Source organism: Enterocloster sp. (genome assembly GCF_057861365.1).
In genome coordinates this window covers 20,294-38,629 of record NZ_DBMACH010000013.1, presented here as the reverse complement: position 1 = coordinate 38,629, position 18,336 = coordinate 20,294, and the positions used below count along the sequence as shown (strand labels likewise).

Annotated in this window: 17 protein-coding genes; all 17 read left to right on the top strand. The window is 49.1% G+C overall.

The genetic code is table 11. The features are described from left to right. The first annotated feature begins 125 nt into the window (after window positions 1-125). The 17 genes from rimP (at window position 126) to ACZM6M_RS13045 (ending at window position 18,288) form a co-directional block, all read left to right on the top strand. The gene (rimP, locus tag ACZM6M_RS13125; RefSeq protein ID WP_066543945.1) at window positions 126-593 is read left to right on the top strand and encodes a ribosome maturation factor RimP; all 468 of its coding nucleotides are present in this window, start codon (window positions 126-128) and stop codon (window positions 591-593) included. A gap of 21 nt (window positions 594-614) precedes the next feature. Beyond that, window positions 615-1,799, top strand: coding sequence for a transcription termination factor NusA (gene nusA / locus ACZM6M_RS13120; RefSeq protein ID WP_317438695.1), 1,185 nt, complete (start codon window positions 615-617; stop codon window positions 1,797-1,799). A gap of 17 nt (window positions 1,800-1,816) precedes the next feature. Further along, window positions 1,817-2,092 carry an RNase P modulator RnpM gene (gene rnpM, locus ACZM6M_RS13115; RefSeq protein ID WP_066543949.1) on the top strand — a complete coding sequence of 92 codons (276 nt, stop codon included), beginning with the start codon at window positions 1,817-1,819 and terminating at the stop codon, window positions 2,090-2,092. Continuing rightward, window positions 2,079-2,414: a L7Ae/L30e/S12e/Gadd45 family ribosomal protein gene (locus ACZM6M_RS13110; protein ID WP_066543951.1), complete on the top strand. Its 336-nt coding sequence runs from the start codon at window positions 2,079-2,081 to the stop codon at window positions 2,412-2,414. Before rnpM ends, ACZM6M_RS13110 begins: the two co-directional genes overlap by 14 nt. Window positions 2,415-2,526: 112 nt before the next feature. Further along, complete coding sequence (gene infB / locus ACZM6M_RS13105; RefSeq protein ID WP_489490487.1) at window positions 2,527-5,268, top strand: translation initiation factor IF-2; 2,742 nt, start codon at window positions 2,527-2,529, stop codon at window positions 5,266-5,268. 39 nt (window positions 5,269-5,307) lie between these two features. After that, window positions 5,308-5,688: a 30S ribosome-binding factor RbfA gene (rbfA, locus tag ACZM6M_RS13100; RefSeq protein ID WP_066543953.1), complete on the top strand. Its 381-nt coding sequence runs from the start codon at window positions 5,308-5,310 to the stop codon at window positions 5,686-5,688. Next, complete coding sequence (locus tag ACZM6M_RS13095) at window positions 5,689-6,657, top strand: DHH family phosphoesterase (RefSeq protein WP_066543955.1); 969 nt, start codon at window positions 5,689-5,691, stop codon at window positions 6,655-6,657. Continuing rightward, window positions 6,658-7,614, top strand: a complete 957-nt coding sequence (gene truB, locus ACZM6M_RS13090) for a tRNA pseudouridine(55) synthase TruB (RefSeq protein WP_066543957.1) — start codon at window positions 6,658-6,660, stop codon at window positions 7,612-7,614. Beyond that, entirely contained in the window at window positions 7,611-8,552 is a 942-nt protein-coding gene (locus ACZM6M_RS13085) for a bifunctional riboflavin kinase/FAD synthetase (protein ID WP_066543959.1), read from the top strand. Before truB ends, ACZM6M_RS13085 begins: the two co-directional genes overlap by 4 nt. Window positions 8,553-8,692: 140 nt before the next feature. After that, entirely contained in the window at window positions 8,693-8,959 is a 267-nt protein-coding gene (gene rpsO, locus ACZM6M_RS13080; RefSeq protein ID WP_066543962.1) for a 30S ribosomal protein S15, read from the top strand. Between the two features lie 193 nt (window positions 8,960-9,152). Beyond that, window positions 9,153-11,246 (top strand): polyribonucleotide nucleotidyltransferase, encoded by a 2,094-nt coding sequence (locus ACZM6M_RS13075; protein WP_066543963.1) that lies wholly within the window; start codon window positions 9,153-9,155, stop codon window positions 11,244-11,246. Between the two features lie 91 nt (window positions 11,247-11,337). Then, entirely contained in the window at window positions 11,338-12,786 is a 1,449-nt protein-coding gene (gene gltX, locus ACZM6M_RS13070; protein ID WP_489490477.1) for a glutamate--tRNA ligase, read from the top strand. A gap of 1 nt (window position 12,787) precedes the next feature. Next, complete coding sequence (locus ACZM6M_RS13065; protein WP_418496757.1) at window positions 12,788-14,704, top strand: ATP-dependent helicase; 1,917 nt, start codon at window positions 12,788-12,790, stop codon at window positions 14,702-14,704. Beyond that, complete coding sequence (locus ACZM6M_RS13060; protein ID WP_418496759.1) at window positions 14,674-15,234, top strand: cob(I)yrinic acid a,c-diamide adenosyltransferase; 561 nt, start codon at window positions 14,674-14,676, stop codon at window positions 15,232-15,234. The genes ACZM6M_RS13065 and ACZM6M_RS13060 overlap by 31 nt, the downstream gene beginning before the upstream one ends. 328 nt (window positions 15,235-15,562) lie before the next feature. After that, window positions 15,563-15,883, top strand: coding sequence for a DUF1292 domain-containing protein (locus ACZM6M_RS13055; RefSeq protein ID WP_066543967.1), 321 nt, complete (start codon window positions 15,563-15,565; stop codon window positions 15,881-15,883). A 204-nt stretch (window positions 15,884-16,087) separates the two neighbouring features. Beyond that, a complete protein-coding gene (locus ACZM6M_RS13050; RefSeq protein ID WP_066543969.1) occupies window positions 16,088-16,768 on the top strand; it encodes a response regulator transcription factor in 681 nt (226 codons plus the stop codon). Beyond that, on the top strand, window positions 16,765-18,288 hold the full coding sequence (locus ACZM6M_RS13045; RefSeq protein WP_066543970.1) for a sensor histidine kinase: 1,524 nt from the start codon (window positions 16,765-16,767) through the stop codon (window positions 18,286-18,288). Before ACZM6M_RS13050 ends, ACZM6M_RS13045 begins: the two co-directional genes overlap by 4 nt. The last annotated feature ends 48 nt before the right edge of the window (window positions 18,289-18,336 follow it).

Here is an 18,336-nt window from a genome sequence, read left to right as displayed (position 1 = left end):
AAAGGGCTTGCATTTCCTCTGGTCTGATGGTATAGTGTAAATGATAACAGATAGTTTTACTGATAATAAGAGTGGGCGACGGTCCACTCTTTCGTATTGTAAGGGAAAAGAAAGGTGGTGGAATGATGGCAAAGAAGGAAAGCTATGAGAGCAGAGTGGAAGCATTCCTCCTTCCGCTGATGGAAGAGAATCATTTTGAGCTGGTAGACGTGGAATATGTAAAGGAAGCGGGAACCTGGTATCTGCGGGCGTACATTGACAAGGAAGGCGGCATTGCCGTAGATGACTGTGAGGTCATCAGCAGACAGCTGGGGGACTGGCTGGACAAAGAGGATTTTATTTCCGAAAGCTACATTCTGGAAGTAAGTTCTCCCGGACTGGGACGTCCTTTAAAAAAGGAAAAGGACTATGTGCGCAGTATGGGCAAGGAAGTAGAGGTTCGTCTTTACAAGGCAATCGACCGGCAGAAGGAATTTACCGGTATTTTAAGCGCATATGATGATAAGACGGTGACTCTGTCCATGGAGGACGGAAGTACCCAGACATTTGAAAAGGCGGGGATCGCGCTGATCCGGCTGGCGTTTGATTTCTAAGGCATAGATAGGAGGATAATCATGAACAAGGAACTGTTAGAGGCGATGGAGATATTGGAGAAAGAGAAAAATATCTCTAAGGATACCATGATCGAGGCGATCGAGAATTCCCTTATTACCGCCTGTAAGAATCATTTCGGAAAAGCTGACAACGTAAGAGTGGCGATGAACCGGACCACAGGAGACTTTGCCGTATATGCGGAGAAGGAAGTTGTGGAAGAGGTAGAGGATTCCATTATGGAGATCAGTCTGGCAGATGCCCGTATGATCAGCCCCAAGTATGTGATCGGGGATACGGTACAGGTACCGCTTGATTCCAAGAAGTTTGGCCGTATTGCCACACAGAATGCAAAGAATGTAATCTTACAGAAGATCCGCGAGGAGGAGCGCAAGGCTCTTTACAATGACTATTACAGCATGGAAAAGGATGTTGCTACGGGTATTGTACAGCGTTACCTGGGCAGAAACATCAGCATCAATCTGGGCAAAGTAGATGCGATTTTAAATGAGAGCGAGCAGGTAAAGGGAGAAACCTTCCGTCCCACAGAGCGTATCAAGGTATATATCCTTGAGGTGAAGGACACCACCAAGGGCCCCAGGATCTCTGTATCCAGAACCCATCCGGATCTGGTAAAGCGTCTGTTTGAGGAGGAAGTATCCGAGGTTCATGACGGTACTGTAGAGATCAAGGCAATCGCCCGCGAGGCAGGCTCCCGTACAAAAATCGCCGTTAAGTCCAACGAGGCCGGGGTCGATCCTGTAGGCGCATGCGTAGGTGTAAACGGAGCCAGAGTCAATGCCATTGTAAATGAGCTGAGGGGCGAAAAGATCGACATTATCAACTGGGACGAAAATCCGGCCTATCTGATCGAAAATGCCTTAAGCCCTGCAAAGGTTATCTGCGTAGTGGCAGATGAAGAGGCAAGAGAGGCTCAGGTGATCGTGCCTGACTATCAGCTGTCCTTAGCAATCGGTAAAGAGGGACAGAACGCCAGACTGGCAGCCAGACTGACAGGCTTTAAGATTGATATCAAGAGCGAGACTCAGGCAAAGGAAATGGGACTCTTCGAGCAGATGGGCTTACAGTACGGCGACGGTCCGGCTCCTGTTTATGAGGAAGAAGGCTGCGGAAACGAAGAGGAGTACGAAGCTTCCGGGGAAGACGCCGCTCAGGATGACTACCGGGAAGAGAGCAGCGAACAGTAGGATTGGAGTGATAGAGAGTGAGTGGAAAGAAGATCCCTCTGAGGCAGTGTATCGGCTGCGGTGAGATGAAGAGCAAGAAAGAAATGATAAGAGTGATAAAAACCGCTGAGGACCAGATCCTGTTGGATGCCACAGGCCGCAAAAACGGCCGGGGCGCTTACCTGTGTCCATCCATGGAATGTCTGAAAAAGGCCGTAAAGAGCCGCGGGCTGGAACGCTCCTTTAAAATGGCAATCCCCAAAGAGGTATATGAAGCTCTGGAAAAGGAGATGGAAGAACTTGGTAAACAGTAAAAAGCTGTTGAGCCTGATCGGCCTTGCAACCAGGGCCAGAAAGGTGGTCAGCGGAGAGTTTTCAACGGAAAAGTCCGTTAAAAGCGGCAGATCCCGCATGGTGATCGTATCAGAGGAAGCTTCGGACAACACAAAGAAAATGTTCACAAATATGTGTGCTCACTATAAAGTCCCGATCTATCTGTTTGGTACAAAGGATGAACTCGGTCATGCCATGGGGCAGGAGTTTCGCGCTTCTCTCTCTGTGGAGGATGCAGGGTTCGCAAAGTCAATGGCAGCACTGATGAATGTAAATGGAGGTAGTTTGAATGAAAGTAAGTGAACTGGCAAATGAACTGGGCAAAACCAGTAAAGAGGTATTAGATATAGTGAAGCAGAAGGATCAGTCTGCCTCTCTGTTTGCTGCATCCAGCTTATCCGGCGACCAGGAAGCCATGGTGCGGGCGGCAGTGAGCCAGAAAAAGGAAGCTCCAAAGGCTTCTGAAAACGGTGCAAAGGCAGAACCTGCAAAGAAGAAGCTGACCGCTGTATTCCGTCCACAGAACGCACAGCAGCAGATAAAGCGTCCTGTTCCAAAGCAGGCTCCGAAAAAGGAAGCTCCTGTCTCAGCAGCTTCCGAAGCAAAGGCTCCTGCAGCAGCGAGACCAGAGGCTCAGCCTGAGGAGAGAACCGGGACAAGAGAGAACCGCAGCCGTGATACAAGAGGCGAGATGCGCAGCCAGAACCGTGACGGACGCACTGGAGCCGGCAGAGGCGAAGGAAGAGTCCGCGATACAAGAGACGGCCGTCAGGGCGGTTTTGGAGGAAACAGAGAAGGAAGCCGTGATGGAAGAAGCGGCGGCTTCGGAAACAGAGAAGGGAACCGCGATGGAAGAAGCGGCGGCTTCGGAAACAGAGAAGGAAACCGTGACGGAAGAAGCGGCAGCTTCGGAAACAGAGAAGGAAACCGTGACGGAAGAAACGGCAGCTTCGGAAACAGAGAAGGAAACCGTGATGGAAGAAGCGGCAGCTTCGGAAACAGAGAAGGGAACCGCGATGGAAGAAGCGGCGGTTTCGGAAACAGAGAAGGAAACCGTGACGGAAGAAATGGCGGTTTCGGAGGAAACAGAGACGGCCGTCAGGGCGGTTTTGGAAACCGTGACGGAAGAAGCGGCGGTTTTGGTCAGGATAAGGACAGAGATTCCAGAAGTACGGGAAACCGTGACAGCCGCAGAGGAAACGGAAGAGACGCAGGACGTTCTTCTTCCTTTGACAGCCCGATCCAGACAAAGCCAAGCAGTACCCGTCAGACCAATAAGAACGCTCATAAGAATGACCGTTTCGACAAGAGAGACCGGGAAGAGGACGGCAAGAAGGCACCAAAGACAGGAAAGGGAGCTTTCATTATGCCGCAGCCTAAGAAGGAAGAGGCCAAGGTGGAGGATATTAAGACGATCACTCTGCCTGAGCGCTTAACTATCAAGGAGCTGGCAGATAAGATGAAGCTTCAGCCGTCTGTTATCGTAAAGAAGCTGTTCTTAAAGGGCCAGATGGTTACCTTAAACCAGGAAATTGACTATGAGCAGGCTGAAGAGATTGCAATGGAGTTTGATGTACTCTGTGAGCAGGAAGAAAAGGTAGATGTGATCGCAGAACTCTTAAAGGAAGACGAGGAGAAGGCGGAAGATATGGTTCCCAGACCTCCGGTAGTCTGCGTTATGGGCCATGTTGACCATGGTAAAACCTCTCTTCTGGATGCAATCCGCAAGACAAATGTAACTGCAAGAGAGGCAGGCGGCATCACCCAGCATATCGGTGCTTCCGTGATCGAGATCAATGACAGAAAGATCACCTTCCTTGATACACCGGGACATGAGGCGTTTACCGCCATGCGTATGAGAGGCGCTCAGTCTACGGATATCGCTATCCTGGTTGTAGCGGCAGACGACGGCGTGATGCCACAGACCGTAGAGGCCATTAACCATGCAAAAGCGGCAGGAGTTGAGATCATTGTTGCCATCAACAAGATCGATAAGCCAAGCGCCAATATTGATAAAGTAAAGCAGGAGCTGTCTGAATATGAGCTGATCCCTGAGGACTGGGGCGGCAGCACGATTTTCGTGCCGGTTTCCGCACATACCAGAGAGGGCGTAACGGATCTTCTGGAAATGGTGCTTCTGACAGCAGACGTTCTGGAGTTAAAGGCAAATCCAAACCGTAAGGGAAGAGGCCTTGTGATCGAGGCGGAGCTGGATAAGGGCAAGGGTCCTGTTGCTACGGTGCTGGTACAGAAGGGAACCCTTCGTGTAGGCGAGACCATTGCCGCCGGTTCCTGTTACGGAAAGATCCGTGCCATGATGGACGACAGAGGACGCCGTGTAAAGGAAGCAGGGCCTTCCACACCGGTTGAGATCCTCGGTTTAAATGACGTTCCTCAGGCCGGAGAAGTATTTGTTGCAACTGAAAATGAAAAAGAGGCAAGAAGCTTTGCAGAGACCTTCATTTCCGAGGGCAAGAACAAGCTCATCGAGGATACGAAGGCGAAGCTGTCTCTGGACGATCTGTTCAGCCAGATCAAGGCAGGAAACGTAAAGGAACTGCCTCTGATCATCAAGGCAGACGTACAGGGTTCCGTAGAAGCTGTAAAGCAGAGCCTTACAAGACTCTCAAACGAAGAGGTAGTGGTAAAGGTAATCCATGGCGGCGTAGGTGCGATCAACGAGTCCGACGTAACTCTGGCATCTGCTTCCAATGCGATCATCATTGGCTTCAATGTGCGGCCTGATGCCACAGCTAAATCCATTGCAGAGCGTGAAAAGGTAGATCTTCGTCTCTACAGGGTTATCTACCAGGCCATTGAGGACGTAGAGGCAGCTATGAAGGGTATGTTAGACCCTGTATTTGAAGAAAAGGTCATCGGCCATGCGGTAATCCGCCAGCTGTTCAAGGCTTCCGGCGTGGGAACCATCGCGGGCTCCTATGTGCTGGACGGAAAGTTCCAGAGAGGCTGCAGCTGCCGTATTACCCGCGAGGGAGAGCAGATTTACGAAGGACCGTTAGCATCCTTAAAGCGTTTCAAGGATGACGTTAAGGAAGTAGCGGCAGGCTATGAGTGCGGTCTTGTATTTGAAAAATTCAACGACCTTAAGGAAGATGACGTAATCGAGGCTTACACCATGGTAGAGGTGCCAAGGTAAGAGCCGTTTCGGGTAATGCATACCGGAAAGGAAATATAAATGCGTAAAAACAGCATCAAGAACACAAGGATTAACATGGAGGTTCAGAGGGAATTAAGCGAGATCATCCGCTCCGGAATTAAGGATCCGCGCATCCATCCCATGACCAGTGTGGTTGCCGTGGAAGTGACCCCTGATTTAAAATACTGCAAGGCATATATCAGTGTTCTGGGCGACGAGGAAGCAGCGAAGGCGACCGTTGAGGGCCTTCGCAGCGCCTCTTCCTATGTGCGCAGAGAGCTTGCAAGAAGAGTGAACCTGCGCAATACGCCGGAAATCAAATTTATTCTGGACCAGTCCATTGAATATGGCGTAAATATGTCAAAACTGATTGATGAAGTGACAAAGGATCTCCATGACGAGGATGAGGAGGGACTGTAAATGACGGTTCTGGAACAGATGCTGGAGCAAACCGGATCGGTCGTTATTTTAGGCCATGTAAGGCCGGACGGCGACTGTCTGGGTTCGACTCTGGGACTTTATCACTACATTCAGACCAATTATCCGGCCATCCGGGCAGCGGTATATCTGGAAGAAAGCTCACCGAAGTTTGGATATCTCGCAGGCTATGATGCGATCCTCCATGAAACAGATGAGGAACGCTATGAGCTTTGCATCTGTCTGGACTGTGGAGATGAAGAACGGCTGGGATCCTTTGGCGTTTTTCTTGCCAATGCGTCAAAGAGTCTGTGTCTGGATCACCATATTACCAATACCCGCTTCTGCGAGGTAAATCTGGTATCTGAAAATGCAAGCTCTACCTGCGAGGTCCTGTTTGAACAGCTGGATGAGGAAAAGATTGATAAAGCTGCGGCCGAGTGCCTGTATACAGGCCTGATCCATGATACAGGAGTATTTAAATACTCCTGTACCAGCGCCCGTACCATGGAAATCGCGGGAAAGCTGATGGCAAAAGGGATTGACTTCGGCTCTATTATCGATAACAGCTTTTATAAAAAGACCTATGTCCAGAACCAGATTCTGGGCCGTGCTCTTCTGGAAAGCATTACCTTTTTGGACGGAAAATGCATTTTCAGTGCTCTGCGTCAGTCGGAAATGGAGTTTTATGGGGTAAATGGAAAGGATATGGACGGCATTATTGACCAGCTGCGTCTTACCGAAGGCGTGGAGGTAGCCATTTTCATGTACCAGACCGGCCCTCAGGAATTTAAGGTAAGCCTCCGTTCCCAGAATGCGGTAGATGTAAGCAGGATCGCATCCTACTTCGGCGGCGGCGGCCATGTGCGTGCAGCGGGCTGTACCATGTCTGGAAGAATCCATGACGTAGTCAATAATCTGTCGCTCCACATCGCCAAGCAGTTAGATGCAGCCGGCCCTCAGGAGGAATAAATGTACCACGGGATTATCAATGTATATAAGGAGCCGGGCTACACATCCCACGATGTGGTGGCCCGGCTCAGAGGGATTTTAAAGCAGAAAAAAATCGGCCACACCGGAACGCTGGATCCGGCGGCAGAAGGTGTGCTTCCGGTATGTTTAGGAATGGGCACAAGACTGTGCGATATGCTGGCAGACCGGACAAAGACCTACGAGGCAGTGCTTCTTTTAGGCTGCTCCACAGATACGCAGGATACTACAGGAACGATCCTTACAGAGAACCGGGAAAAAGCCCTGGCTCTGGATCCGGAGACGGCAGAGAAAGTGATTCTGGGATTTAAGGGAGATTATGACCAGATCCCCCCCATGTATTCCGCCTTAAAGGTGGACGGGAAAAAGCTCTGCGACCTGGCCCGTGCAGGAAAGGAAGTGGAGCGGAAGGCCAGAAGAGTACAGATTCTGGAGATTTCCATCTTAAATATGGAGCTTCCCAGAGTATCCATCCGGGTTACCTGCTCCAAAGGCACCTACATACGGACCTTGTGCGACGATATCGGAAGAGAACTGGGCACAGGGGGATGTATGGAGCATCTTCTCAGGACAAGAGTGGATCGTTTTTTAGTGGAGGACAGTCTGAAGCTGGATGAGATCGAACAGCTGAGAGACATGGATGGCCTTGAGGAGAAAATTTACACGGTGGAGGAGGCGTTGGAGGCTTATCCGGCGGTCTACACTCTGCCGGAAGGAGATAAAAATCTCAAAAACGGAAATCCCTGCTTTAGGCAGCAGCTGGATCTTTTAAGAGACGGCGCGCCGGAAATCTGGGAAGATGGGGATCGGTTCCGGTTTTACAACAGCGAAGGCAGATTCAAGGGAGTTTATCAGTATCAGGAAGAAAAACATTGGTGGAAGCCCTGGAAAATGTTTGACCTGGATCCGGATACCTTTAAGGGGGCAGCCAGACCATGAAATATATCGCAGATACCACAGAGTTTCAGATCACAGAACCTACCATCGTAACACTGGGGAAATTTGACGGCAGGCACCGGGGTCATCAGAAGCTTCTGCGTGCCATGAAGGATTTAAAAGGCAAAACAGGCTGGGCTACAGCCATTTTCACTTTTTCCATTGCACCTGCAGCTGTGATGAAGGGAGAGCCGGAAACGGTGATCACTACCAGCCTGGAGCGCCGACGAAACATGGAAAAGATGGATATTGATTATCTGGTGGAATATCCATTTGACGATCAGGTGCGGCGAATGGCCCCGGAGGATTTTGTTGTTCAGATCCTGTCCGGCCGGATGAAGGCGGCTGCCATTGTAGTAGGTCCGGACTGCAGCTTCGGCTATCAGGGAGCAGGGAATGCAGAGCTTTTAAGAAAGCTGGCAGCCTCCTGCGGCTACAGTCTTTATGTCATTGAAAAAGAGCAGGATGAAGACCGGCACAGGGATATAAGCAGCACCTACATCCGGGAGGAGCTGGCCTGCGGAAACGTAGCCAAGGCCAATGAGCTTTTGGGAGAACCCTATGCCATCCATGGGAAGGTGGTTCACGGGAATCATATCGGAGGCGCGGTCCTGGGATTTCCAACCGCCAATCTGATCCCTCCCGCCATTAAGCGCCTTCCCAGGTACGGCGTTTACGTTTCGAGAGTTCTGGTTGATGGTGTCTATTATCAGGGAGTTACAAATATTGGGAAAAAGCCCACGGTAGAGGGCGACAATCCCCCCGGAGCCGAGACATATATCATGGGTCTGGACCGGGATATTTACGGAAGCACCATAGAAGTGCAGCTTTTGGATTTTATCAGAGGAGAACGAAAATTTGATTCTCTGGAAGAACTAAAGGGGCAGATCAGCCGGGATAAGGAGGCTGCGGCGGGATTTTTTGAGAAAAAATTCAAATAAAAAGAGTTTACAATCCCCGCACCCTATGCTATACTAAATCGGTATGAACAGACGCCGATGCCCCGTTGTCCGGTGACTCCAGCCGGCAGCCTGGTTTACGGTTAGATTCAGTAAAATTATTTTAACAGGAGGAAATTACCATGATTTCTAAGGAAAAGAAGGCACAGATTATCGCAGAGTACGGCCGTAAGGCTGGAGACACAGGTTCACCAGAGGTTCAGATCGCTATCCTCACAGAGAGAATCACAGAGCTGACAGCACATCTGCAGCAGAATCCAAAGGATCATCATTCCAGACGCGGTCTGCTGATGATGGTTGGTCAGAGAAGAGGTCTTCTGGACTACTTAAAGAAGACAGATCTGGAAGGCTATCGTGCACTGATCGAGAAGCTGGGCATCAGAAAGTAATTCATGAAACATCAGGGTGGAGCGCAAGTTCCACCCTGTTTTACACCAGAAAACAGGATTGGACGCAGAAGGTTCACTCCGGGATTGCTGATGTGTTCCAAAGGATTCTTTGGCCCAGATCAGTAGTTTCGGCGTCTTTCTGCACCTGTGATAAGACCTGGCGTTGGCATTAAAAAAGAAAAGGAGACAAACCATGTTTAAAAGTTTCAGTATGGACCTGGCCGGCCGTAAGCTGACCGTAGAGATCGGCAGAGTAGCAGCTCAGGCAAACGGCGCTGCATTTATGCATTACGGCGATACCGTTGTTCTTTCTACCGCAACGGCATCCTCAAAGCCCAGAGAGGGCATTGATTTCTTCCCTTTAAGCGTAGAATATGAGGAGAAGCTTTACGCAGTAGGCAAAATTCCGGGTGGATTTAATAAGAGAGAGGGAAAGGCTTCTGAAAATGCCATTCTGACCTCCCGTGTGATCGACCGCCCCATGCGTCCTCTGTTTCCGAAGGACTACCGCAATGACGTAACTCTGGACAACGTAGTTATGTCTGTAGATCCGGAGTGCAGCCCTGAGCTGACTGCCATGCTGGGTTCTGCCATTGCAACCAGCATTTCCGATATTCCCTTTGACGGCCCCTGCGCAACGACTCAGGTAGGCTTGATCGACGGCGAATTTATCATTAACCCAACTGCTGACCAGAAGCGCGTATCCGACCTGGCTCTGACCGTAGCATCTACCAGAGAAAAGGTGATCATGATCGAGGCCGGCGCCAATGAGGTTCCCGAGCAGACAGTGATCGACGCTATTTTCAAGGCTCATGAGGTAAATCAGGAGATTATCCGCTTTATCGATACCATTGTGGCAGAGTGCGGAAAGGAAAAGCACACATACGAGAGCTGTGCCGTACCGGAGGAGCTTTTTGCTGCCATCCGCGAGCTGGTTCCGCCTCAGGAGATGGAAGAGGCTGTATTTACGGATGACAAGCAGACCCGTGACAAGAACATGGATGCCATCACAGCCCGTCTGGAAGAGGCATTTGCAGAAAATGAAGAGTGGCTGCCTTTAGTAGGAGACGCCATTTACCAGTATGAGAAAAAGACCGTCCGCAAGATGATCTTAAAGGATCACAAGCGTCCCGACGGCCGTGCCATCGATCAGATCCGTCCGCTGGCAGCTGAGATCGATCTTCTGCCCAGAGTACACGGTTCCGGTATGTTCACCCGCGGTCAGACTCAGATCTTAAATGCCTGCACCCTGGCGCCTTTATCTGAGGCTCAGAAGATTGACGGCATGGATGTAAATGAGACAAGCAAGCGTTATATGCATCATTATAACTTCCCCTCCTTTTCTGTAGGTGAGACAAAGCCAAGCAGAGGACCGGGCAGAAGAGAAATCGGACACGGCGCTCTGGCTGAGAAGGCACTGGTTCCTGTGCTTCCAAGCGAGGAAGAGTTCCCATATGCGATCCGTACCGTATCTGAGACCATGGAGTCCAATGGTTCCACCTCTCAGGCAAGTATCTGTGCGTCTACTCTGTCCTTAATGGCAGCAGGCGTACCGATTAAGGAGATGGTAGCGGGTATTTCCTGCGGTCTGGTAACAGGCGAGACCGATGATGATTATATCGTTCTCACCGATATCCAGGGTCTGGAGGACTTCTTCGGCGATATGGACTTTAAGGTAGGCGGTACAAAGAACGGTATCACAGCCATCCAGATGGATATTAAGATCCACGGCCTTACACGCCCCATTATCGAGGAGGCCATTGCCAGAACAAGACAGGCCAGAATGTACATTCTGGAGGAAGTGATGAAGCCTGTGATTTCTGAGCCGAGAAAGCATTTAAGCCCATATGCTCCAAAGATCAAGCAGATCACCATTGATCCTCAGAAGATCGGTGATGTGGTAGGAAAGCAGGGCAAGGTAATCAACAAGATCATCGAGGAAACCGGCGTTAAGATTGACATTTCCGATGAGGGTTCTGTAAATGTATGCGGTACGGATGAGGCTATGATCGACCGTGCCATTGCTATCATCACCAGCATTGTAACGGACATTGAGGCCGGTATGGTATTTACAGGCAAGGTTGTACGTATCATGAACTTCGGCGCCTTTGTACAGCTGGCTCCCAATAAGGACGGTATGGTGCACATTTCCAAGCTGTCCGATAAGAGAGTGGGCAAGGTTGAAGATGTGGTAAATATCGGAGACGAGGTTACTGTAAAGGTAACAGAAGTAGATAAAATGGGCCGTATTAACCTGACCATGAGACCAAGCGATCTGGCAGAATAAAGATGGACCGTAAAAAGGCAGTGCTTCCCGGAGGCATTGCCTTTTGCAGAAAAATGAATGATTGCTAATAAAATAACGGGAGGAACAGACCATGAAAGTAAGAACAAGGTATGCACCCAGCCCTACAGGCCGTATGCATGTAGGAAATTTGAGAACAGCGCTTTACGCCTATCTGATCGCAAAGCATGAGGGCGGAGATTTTCTTTTAAGAATTGAAGATACAGACCAGGAACGCTATGTAGAAGGAGCTGTAGACATTATCTACCGCACCATGGCAGAAACCGGCCTGATCCACGATGAAGGTCCCGACAAGGACGGCGGCTGCGGCCCTTATGTACAGAGTGAGCGCCAGGCCTCCGGCATCTATATGGAGTATGCAAAGAAGCTGGTTGAAAAGGGAGAGGCTTATTACTGCTTCTGTACTCCGGAGCGTCTGGAATCTCTGAGAACGAATGTAAACGGCGAGGAGATCATGTCTTATGACAAGCATTGCCTTCACCTGTCCAAAGAGGAGATCGAGGCCAATCTGGCAGTCGGAAAGCCATTTGTAATCCGCCAGAACAATCCTACCACAGGAACAACCACCTTCCATGATGAGATTTACGGAGATATTACTGTAGATAACTCAGAGCTGGATGATATGGTTTTGATCAAGTCCGATGGCTATCCCACCTACAATTTTGCCAATGTAGTAGACGATCATTTGATGGGAATTACCCATGTAGTCCGCGGAAATGAGTACCTTTCCTCCTCACCAAAGTACAACCGTCTCTATGACGCTTTTGGCTGGGAGGTTCCGGTATACGTTCACTGTCCGTTGATCACGGATGAGAACCATCATAAACTCAGCAAGCGCAGCGGCCATTCCTCCTTTGAGGATCTCATCGATCAGGGCTTTGTATCAGAGGCTGTGGTAAACTATGTAGCTCTGCTTGGCTGGTCCCCTGAGGGAAATCAGGAGATTTTCTCCCTGGAGGATATGATCCGGGAGTTCGATTACCGCCGTATGAGCAAGTCACCGGCTGTATTTGATATGACAAAGCTGCGCTGGATGAACGGCGAATACATTAAGTCCATGGACTTTGATCGTTTCTATGAGATGGCAGAGCCCTATATCCGCAGAGTGATCAAAAAGGATCTGGATCTGAAAAAGATCGCTGCCATGGTAAAGACAAGAATCGAGGTATTCCCCGATATCGAAGGCCATATTGATTTCTTTGAAACTCTTCCTGAGTATGACACAGCTATGTATACTCATAAGAAGATGAAGACAAACAGCGAAACATCCCTTCAGGTATTAAAGGACGTTCTTCCCCTTTTAGAGGCACAGGAGGACTACTCCAATGACGGGCTTTACGAGCTTTTGTCCAAATATGTCAGCGATGCAGGCGTAAAGACAGGCTTTGTTATGTGGCCTATCCGCACTGCTGTATCCGGAAAGCAGATGACGCCTGCAGGAGCCACCGAGATTATGGAGGTTCTTGGCAAAGAGGAGTCATTAGCCCGCATCCGCAGGGGCATTGAACTGCTGGAGGCATAAAATGTCATTCAGCGAAGCACAGAAAAGGGCCATCCGCCACAAAGACGGACCGGCTCTTGTACTTGCAGGACCCGGTTCGGGGAAGACTACGGTCATCACCAACCGGGTCCGTTATTTAACGGAAAAATACGGCGTCCAGGCTGGGAGCATTCTGGTGATTACCTTTACCAGGGCAGCCGCCAGAGAAATGAAGGAACGGTATGAGAAAATGACGGGCCAGGGTTCCAGAGTGGCCTTTGGCACCTTTCATTCCGTGTTTTTCCTGATTTTAAAGCTGGCTTACGGGTATCAGGCTTCAAATATCGTAAGGGAAGAGCAGAGGATCCGTTTTATTAGAGAGCAGGCAGAGCGTATGCAGCTGGATCTGGAGGATCCGGCAGAATTTACGGCATCCGTTTTAAGCGAGATCAGCATGGTAAAGGGGGAAATGATGCCTCTTGCACATTATTATCCCAAAAGCTGTTCCGAAGAGGTTTTTAAGGCACTGTATGAGGGCTATGAGGATCAGATGCGGCGGGAAAAGCTCCTGGATTTTGACGATATGCTGTCCATGTGCTATGAGCTTTTTAAGGCCCGGCCGGATATCCTTACTGCCTGGCAGAAGAAGTATCAGTATATTCTCATTGATGAGTTTCAGGACATCAACCGCGTTCAGTACGAAATCGTAAAAATGCTGGCTCTTCCTCAGAATAACCTCTTTATTGTAGGAGATGACGATCAGTCGATCTACCGCTTCCGGGGTGCAAGGCCGGAGCTGATGCTGGGCTTTGAGAAGGATTATCCCGAAGCGGAGCGGATCCTTTTAGATATCAATTACCGCTCAGTCAGCACGATTACGGAAAGCGCCGGAAAGGTTATCAGCAATAATAAGACCCGTTTTCCAAAGGAAATCTGCGCGCTCAGAGGAACAGGGCGGCCGGTGGACATCCGCCTGTGGCCGGATCCGGTAAATGAAACGCTGGCAATCGTGTCCCAGCTGCGGGATTATGCCCAAATGGGGATTCCATACGAAGAGATTGCCGTTTTGTACCGCACCAACCTGGGGCCAAGACTTCTGATCGAAAAGCTCATGGAGTACAATATCCCTTTTCATATGCGGGATACAGTCCCCAATCTCTACGAACACTGGATTGCAAAGAACCTGTTTTCCTACATAAAAGCAGCCAGGGGCGATTTGAGCCGTGCCAACGTGATGACCTTTATCAACCGCCCGGCCCGGTATATCAGCAGGGATGCGCTGGACGGCAGCAGGATCAGCTGGGAGCAGGTAAAATCTTTTTATCAGGATAAAAACTGGATGCTGGACCGGATTGAACAGCTGGAATACGATCTTTCCATGCTTGCGGATATGGCGCCGGCCGGTGCGGTAAACTATATACGCAAGGCCATTGGATACGATGATTATATCCGTGAATATGCTCAGGAGCGGCGGTTAAAACCAGAGGAATTCTTTGAAGTGCTGGACGCCCTTCAGGAAAGCGCCGGAGGCTTTAAGACATGGGACGCCTGGTCTGCTCACATGGAAGAATATAAAGAAGAACTGCTCCGTCAGGCAGCAGACCGAGAAGCCAGGGGCGAGGGAGTCAGCCTAATGACTATGCACAGCTCTAAGGGACTGGAATTTAAGGTTGTGTATATTCTGGACGCAAATGAAGGCGTTACGCCCCATCACAAGGCAGTGCTGGATGCGGATCTGGAAGAAGAACGGAGAATGTTCTATGTAGCTATGACCCGTGCAAAGGACCGGCTTCATATCTTTTATGTAAACGAGAGGTTTCATAAAAAGCAGACTGTATCGCGGTTTGTGGAGGAAACAGGGCTTCTGGATACACATTCTGAGACGAGACGGGAAGCGGAGAAGGAAAGAAACCAGAAACGAGGATTTGAATGGAAAATAAAAATGAGAGAACCGGTTTGATCCATATTTACTGCGGCGATGGAAAAGGAAAGACCACAGCCGCCATAGGAGCCGCCATCCGGGCTGCGGGCAGAGGCTTTCGCGTACTGGTGCTGCGCCTGTTAAAGACAAATGACTCCGGGGAGGTAAATGCCCTTCAGAACATTCCCGAAATCCATGTGCTTCCCTGTGTGCGCTCCTTCGGCTTTTCATGGAACATGACGCCGGAGCAGAAAGAGAAAGCGGCTGTCTATTATTCCGAACAGATGGAAAATGCCTGGAAAATGGCCCTGGAAACGGATGAAAACGGAACACCTGCCTTTGACCTTCTGGTAATGGACGAAGCCATCGGCGCCTGCCACCAGGGCTTTATCTGCGAAGAACGCCTCTTGGAGCTTTTGAGAACCCGTCCAGCCTCTTTGGAGGTCATCCTCACAGGACGCGGCCCCTCAGAAGCACTTTTAAATGCAGCCGACTATGTAACAGAAATGACCCTCCGCCGCCATCCCTATGAAAGAGGAATCGGGGCGCGGGAGGGGATAGAATATTAGGAACCGTAGAGCGCGCATTTTAGTGTGCCTTTGTGTCTGGTGCTCAGGGCGACTTTGGAGGCTATTAGAAAACCTTTGGGGATCAAATTTTTCGTTAAGAGCCATATCAAACTTGTCTGAGCGCAGCGAGTTTTCGATATGGCTCTTGCTTTTAGAAAAATTTTAGACCCTTAGGTTTTCTTATAGCCGGAAACCGGAACCCTGAGCACCAGACACAAAAGAGCGCTGTAAAATGCGCGCTCTCCGCTTAAGAACCCCTTGCAATTTTTCCCAGACTCTGATACATTGTAAGTGGTAAACAGATCATATCTGAGAAAGGAAACCCAATATGGCAGACGAGAAGAATTTAAATGAAGAAGAGGAAATGACAGTTACCCTTACTCTGGATGATGACACCGAAGTGGAATGTGTCGTTCTTACAATTTTTACAGCAGGCGAGAGGGATTATATTGCTCTTCTTCCTATGGAGGGAGAGGACTCTGAGGAAGGCGAAGTATACCTGTACCGCTACAGCGAGACAGAGGACGGAACTCCTGTTCTGGACAACATCGAGGACGATGATGAGTACGAGATCGTAGCAGATGCTTTTGACGAGATGTTAGACGATCAGGAGTACGATGAGCTGGTAGGAGAGGACGAGGTAGAATAGGCTCCTTTCCTGAAGTTAAAGTTTCATAGCAACGGATTTAAAAGACTGTCCTGGCTGAACAAAACGGCCGGACAGTCTTTTTTGTTATGGTGATGAGGAAAATGGCTGTCTGAACCTGTGAAACTTATGTGAAAACGTAGAAATGCCCTGTTTTTTCTGCTAAAATGGTATCATCATCAGATATGGAAACAGGAGGAGCCGGCCATGAACGGATTAAAAATACTGGTAGTAGATGACGAGGCCAGAATGCGCAAGCTTGTAAAAGACTTTCTTGCGAACAAGGGGTTTTATGTGGAAGAAGCAGGAGACGGGGAAGAGGCCGTTGATAAATTTTTTGCCCAGAAGGATATTGCTTTGGTGCTTTTAGATGTAATGATGCCGAAAATGGACGGCTGGGAGGTATTAAAGACCATACGCAAATATTCCCAGGTTCCGGTTATCATGCTCACAGCCAGAAGCGAGGAACGGGATGAGCTTCAGGGCTTTTCTCTGGGCGTGGACGAATACATTTCAAAGCCATTCAGTCCTAAAATCCTGGTGGCCCGCGTGGAGGCGATTCTGCGCAGATCCAATGCCTCCGGAGGAGATGCTTTGAGCGTTGGAGGTATTCTGATTGATAAGGCGGCCCATCAAGTAACGATAGACGGCAAAGAGGTGGAGTTAAGCTTTAAGGAGTTTGAGCTTCTTTCCTATTTTGTAGAAAATCAGGGAATTGCTCTTTCCAGAGAGAAGATTTTAAATAATGTGTGGAATTATGACTATTTTGGTGATGCCAGAACCATTGATACCCATGTGAAAAAGCTTCGCAGCAAGATGGGCGATAAAGGCGATTATATCAAGACCATCTGGGGAATGGGATATAAATTTGAGGTGAGCGGACAATGAAGCGTTCCATCCGTTTTCGTTTTACGACGCTGTTTATCGGGATGCTGGCAGCCGTCCTGCTTGCAATCTGGGTGATCAACAGCTTTTTTCTGGAGCAGTACTATATCAATGATAAGGTGAAAATCCTTCAGGATGCCTATGAACAGCTCAATGACTGTGCGGTAGAGCAGGCGCTGGAAGGGAGAAATATTATTGATGACCTGCCAAGTTTCTATTCCAAGGACGGAGAACAGACCGAGGTAAGCCGGATGCTGCGTGTTATGAATGAACAGTACAATACAACGGTGGTGCTGATTGACAGCTTAAATGACCGTACCTTTCCCACATTCTGGGATAACAGGCTTTTATCCGATCTGGTCCGTCAGTATATTTTAGGCAGATCAATGCCGGATACAGAAGCCATTATTTCTGAGGAAAATTATAAAATAGAAAAAAGATATGATAAACATAACAATGGATATTATCTGCAGAACTGGGGCTTTTTTGATGACAACAGAACCATTTTTATTATGTCCATGCCTATTGCCAGTATCCATGAGAGTGTGGCCCTGTCGAATCGTTTTATGATCTATGTGGGAAGCGCAGCCCTTGTGCTGGGAGCCGTATTTATGTATTTTGCGGGAAAAAGGATTACTTCGCCTATTTTGTCCCTTGCAGCCTTATCTGAACGGATGTCCGAGCTGGATTTTGATGCCAGATATACGGCGGATTCTCAGGATGAGATCGGTGTGCTGGGCCGGAGTATGAATACCCTTTCGGAAAAGCTGAAGGAAACCATAGGGGCTTTAAAAACAGCCAATAATGAGCTTCAGCAGGACATTGAGGAAAAGATACGGATTGACGAGGCACGCAGGGATTTTATTGCCAATGTATCCCATGAGCTTAAGACGCCTATTGCATTGATTCAGGGATATGCGGAGGGCCTTACAGAAGGCATGGCAGAGGACCCGGAGAGTCGTGATTATTACTGCGAGGTGATCATGGATGAGGCCGGGAAAATGAACAAGATGGTAAAGCAGCTTCTTACCCTGACCGCCCTGGAGTTTGGAAATGACAAGCCCGTCATCGAGCAGTTTGACCTTACAGGGCTGATTCATGGAGTGCTTTCCTCCGCATCCATTCTGCTTCAGCAAAAAGAGGCAGAGGTGGAGTTTGAGCCTTCAGGGCCGGTGATGGTATGGGCGGATGAATTTAAGATTGAAGAAGTCATAACCAATTATCTGAATAATGCCATGAATCATTTGAATGGAAAACGAAAGATAAAAATCCGTTTGGAAAAGCATGAAAATGAAGTGACTGTCTTTGTCTTTAATACAGGAAACCACATTCCAGAGGAGGATCTGGATAAGCTCTGGACAAAATTTTATAAGGTTGATAAAGCCCATACCAGAGAATATGGAGGGAGCGGCATTGGCCTTTCCATTGTGAAAGCCATTATGGATTCCCACCATAAGGCCTGCGGGGTCAGAAATGCAGAGGAAGGCGTAGAGTTCTGGTTTACCTTAGACTGCAGCCTGTAGCAGGAATCTTGTGAAAAACAGAGAAGCATTATTTGCGTATTTCGTCAA

Excerpts from the sequence above, each read along its gene's own strand:
- gltX (WP_489490477.1), top strand. The coding sequence starts at position 11,338 with ATGAAAGTAAGAACAAGGTATGCACCCAGCCCTACAGGCCGTATGCAT.
- ACZM6M_RS13095 (WP_066543955.1), top strand. The coding sequence starts at position 5,689 with ATGACGGTTCTGGAACAGATGCTGGAGCAAACCGGATCGGTCGTTATT.
- infB (WP_489490487.1), top strand. The coding sequence starts at position 2,527 with ATGGTGCGGGCGGCAGTGAGCCAGAAAAAGGAAGCTCCAAAGGCTTCT.
- rimP (WP_066543945.1), top strand. The coding sequence starts at position 126 with ATGGCAAAGAAGGAAAGCTATGAGAGCAGAGTGGAAGCATTCCTCCTT.
- ACZM6M_RS13075 (WP_066543963.1), top strand. The coding sequence starts at position 9,153 with ATGTTTAAAAGTTTCAGTATGGACCTGGCCGGCCGTAAGCTGACCGTA.
- rpsO (WP_066543962.1), top strand. The coding sequence starts at position 8,693 with ATGATTTCTAAGGAAAAGAAGGCACAGATTATCGCAGAGTACGGCCGT.
- ACZM6M_RS13050 (WP_066543969.1), top strand. The coding sequence starts at position 16,088 with ATGAACGGATTAAAAATACTGGTAGTAGATGACGAGGCCAGAATGCGC.
- ACZM6M_RS13085 (WP_066543959.1), top strand. The coding sequence starts at position 7,611 with ATGAAATATATCGCAGATACCACAGAGTTTCAGATCACAGAACCTACC.
- nusA (WP_317438695.1), top strand. The coding sequence starts at position 615 with ATGAACAAGGAACTGTTAGAGGCGATGGAGATATTGGAGAAAGAGAAA.
- rbfA (WP_066543953.1), top strand. The coding sequence starts at position 5,308 with ATGCGTAAAAACAGCATCAAGAACACAAGGATTAACATGGAGGTTCAG.
- ACZM6M_RS13055 (WP_066543967.1), top strand. The coding sequence starts at position 15,563 with ATGGCAGACGAGAAGAATTTAAATGAAGAAGAGGAAATGACAGTTACC.
- truB (WP_066543957.1), top strand. The coding sequence starts at position 6,658 with ATGTACCACGGGATTATCAATGTATATAAGGAGCCGGGCTACACATCC.
- ACZM6M_RS13060 (WP_418496759.1), top strand. The coding sequence starts at position 14,674 with ATGGAAAATAAAAATGAGAGAACCGGTTTGATCCATATTTACTGCGGC.
- ACZM6M_RS13065 (WP_418496757.1), top strand. The coding sequence starts at position 12,788 with ATGTCATTCAGCGAAGCACAGAAAAGGGCCATCCGCCACAAAGACGGA.
- ACZM6M_RS13045 (WP_066543970.1), top strand. The coding sequence starts at position 16,765 with ATGAAGCGTTCCATCCGTTTTCGTTTTACGACGCTGTTTATCGGGATG.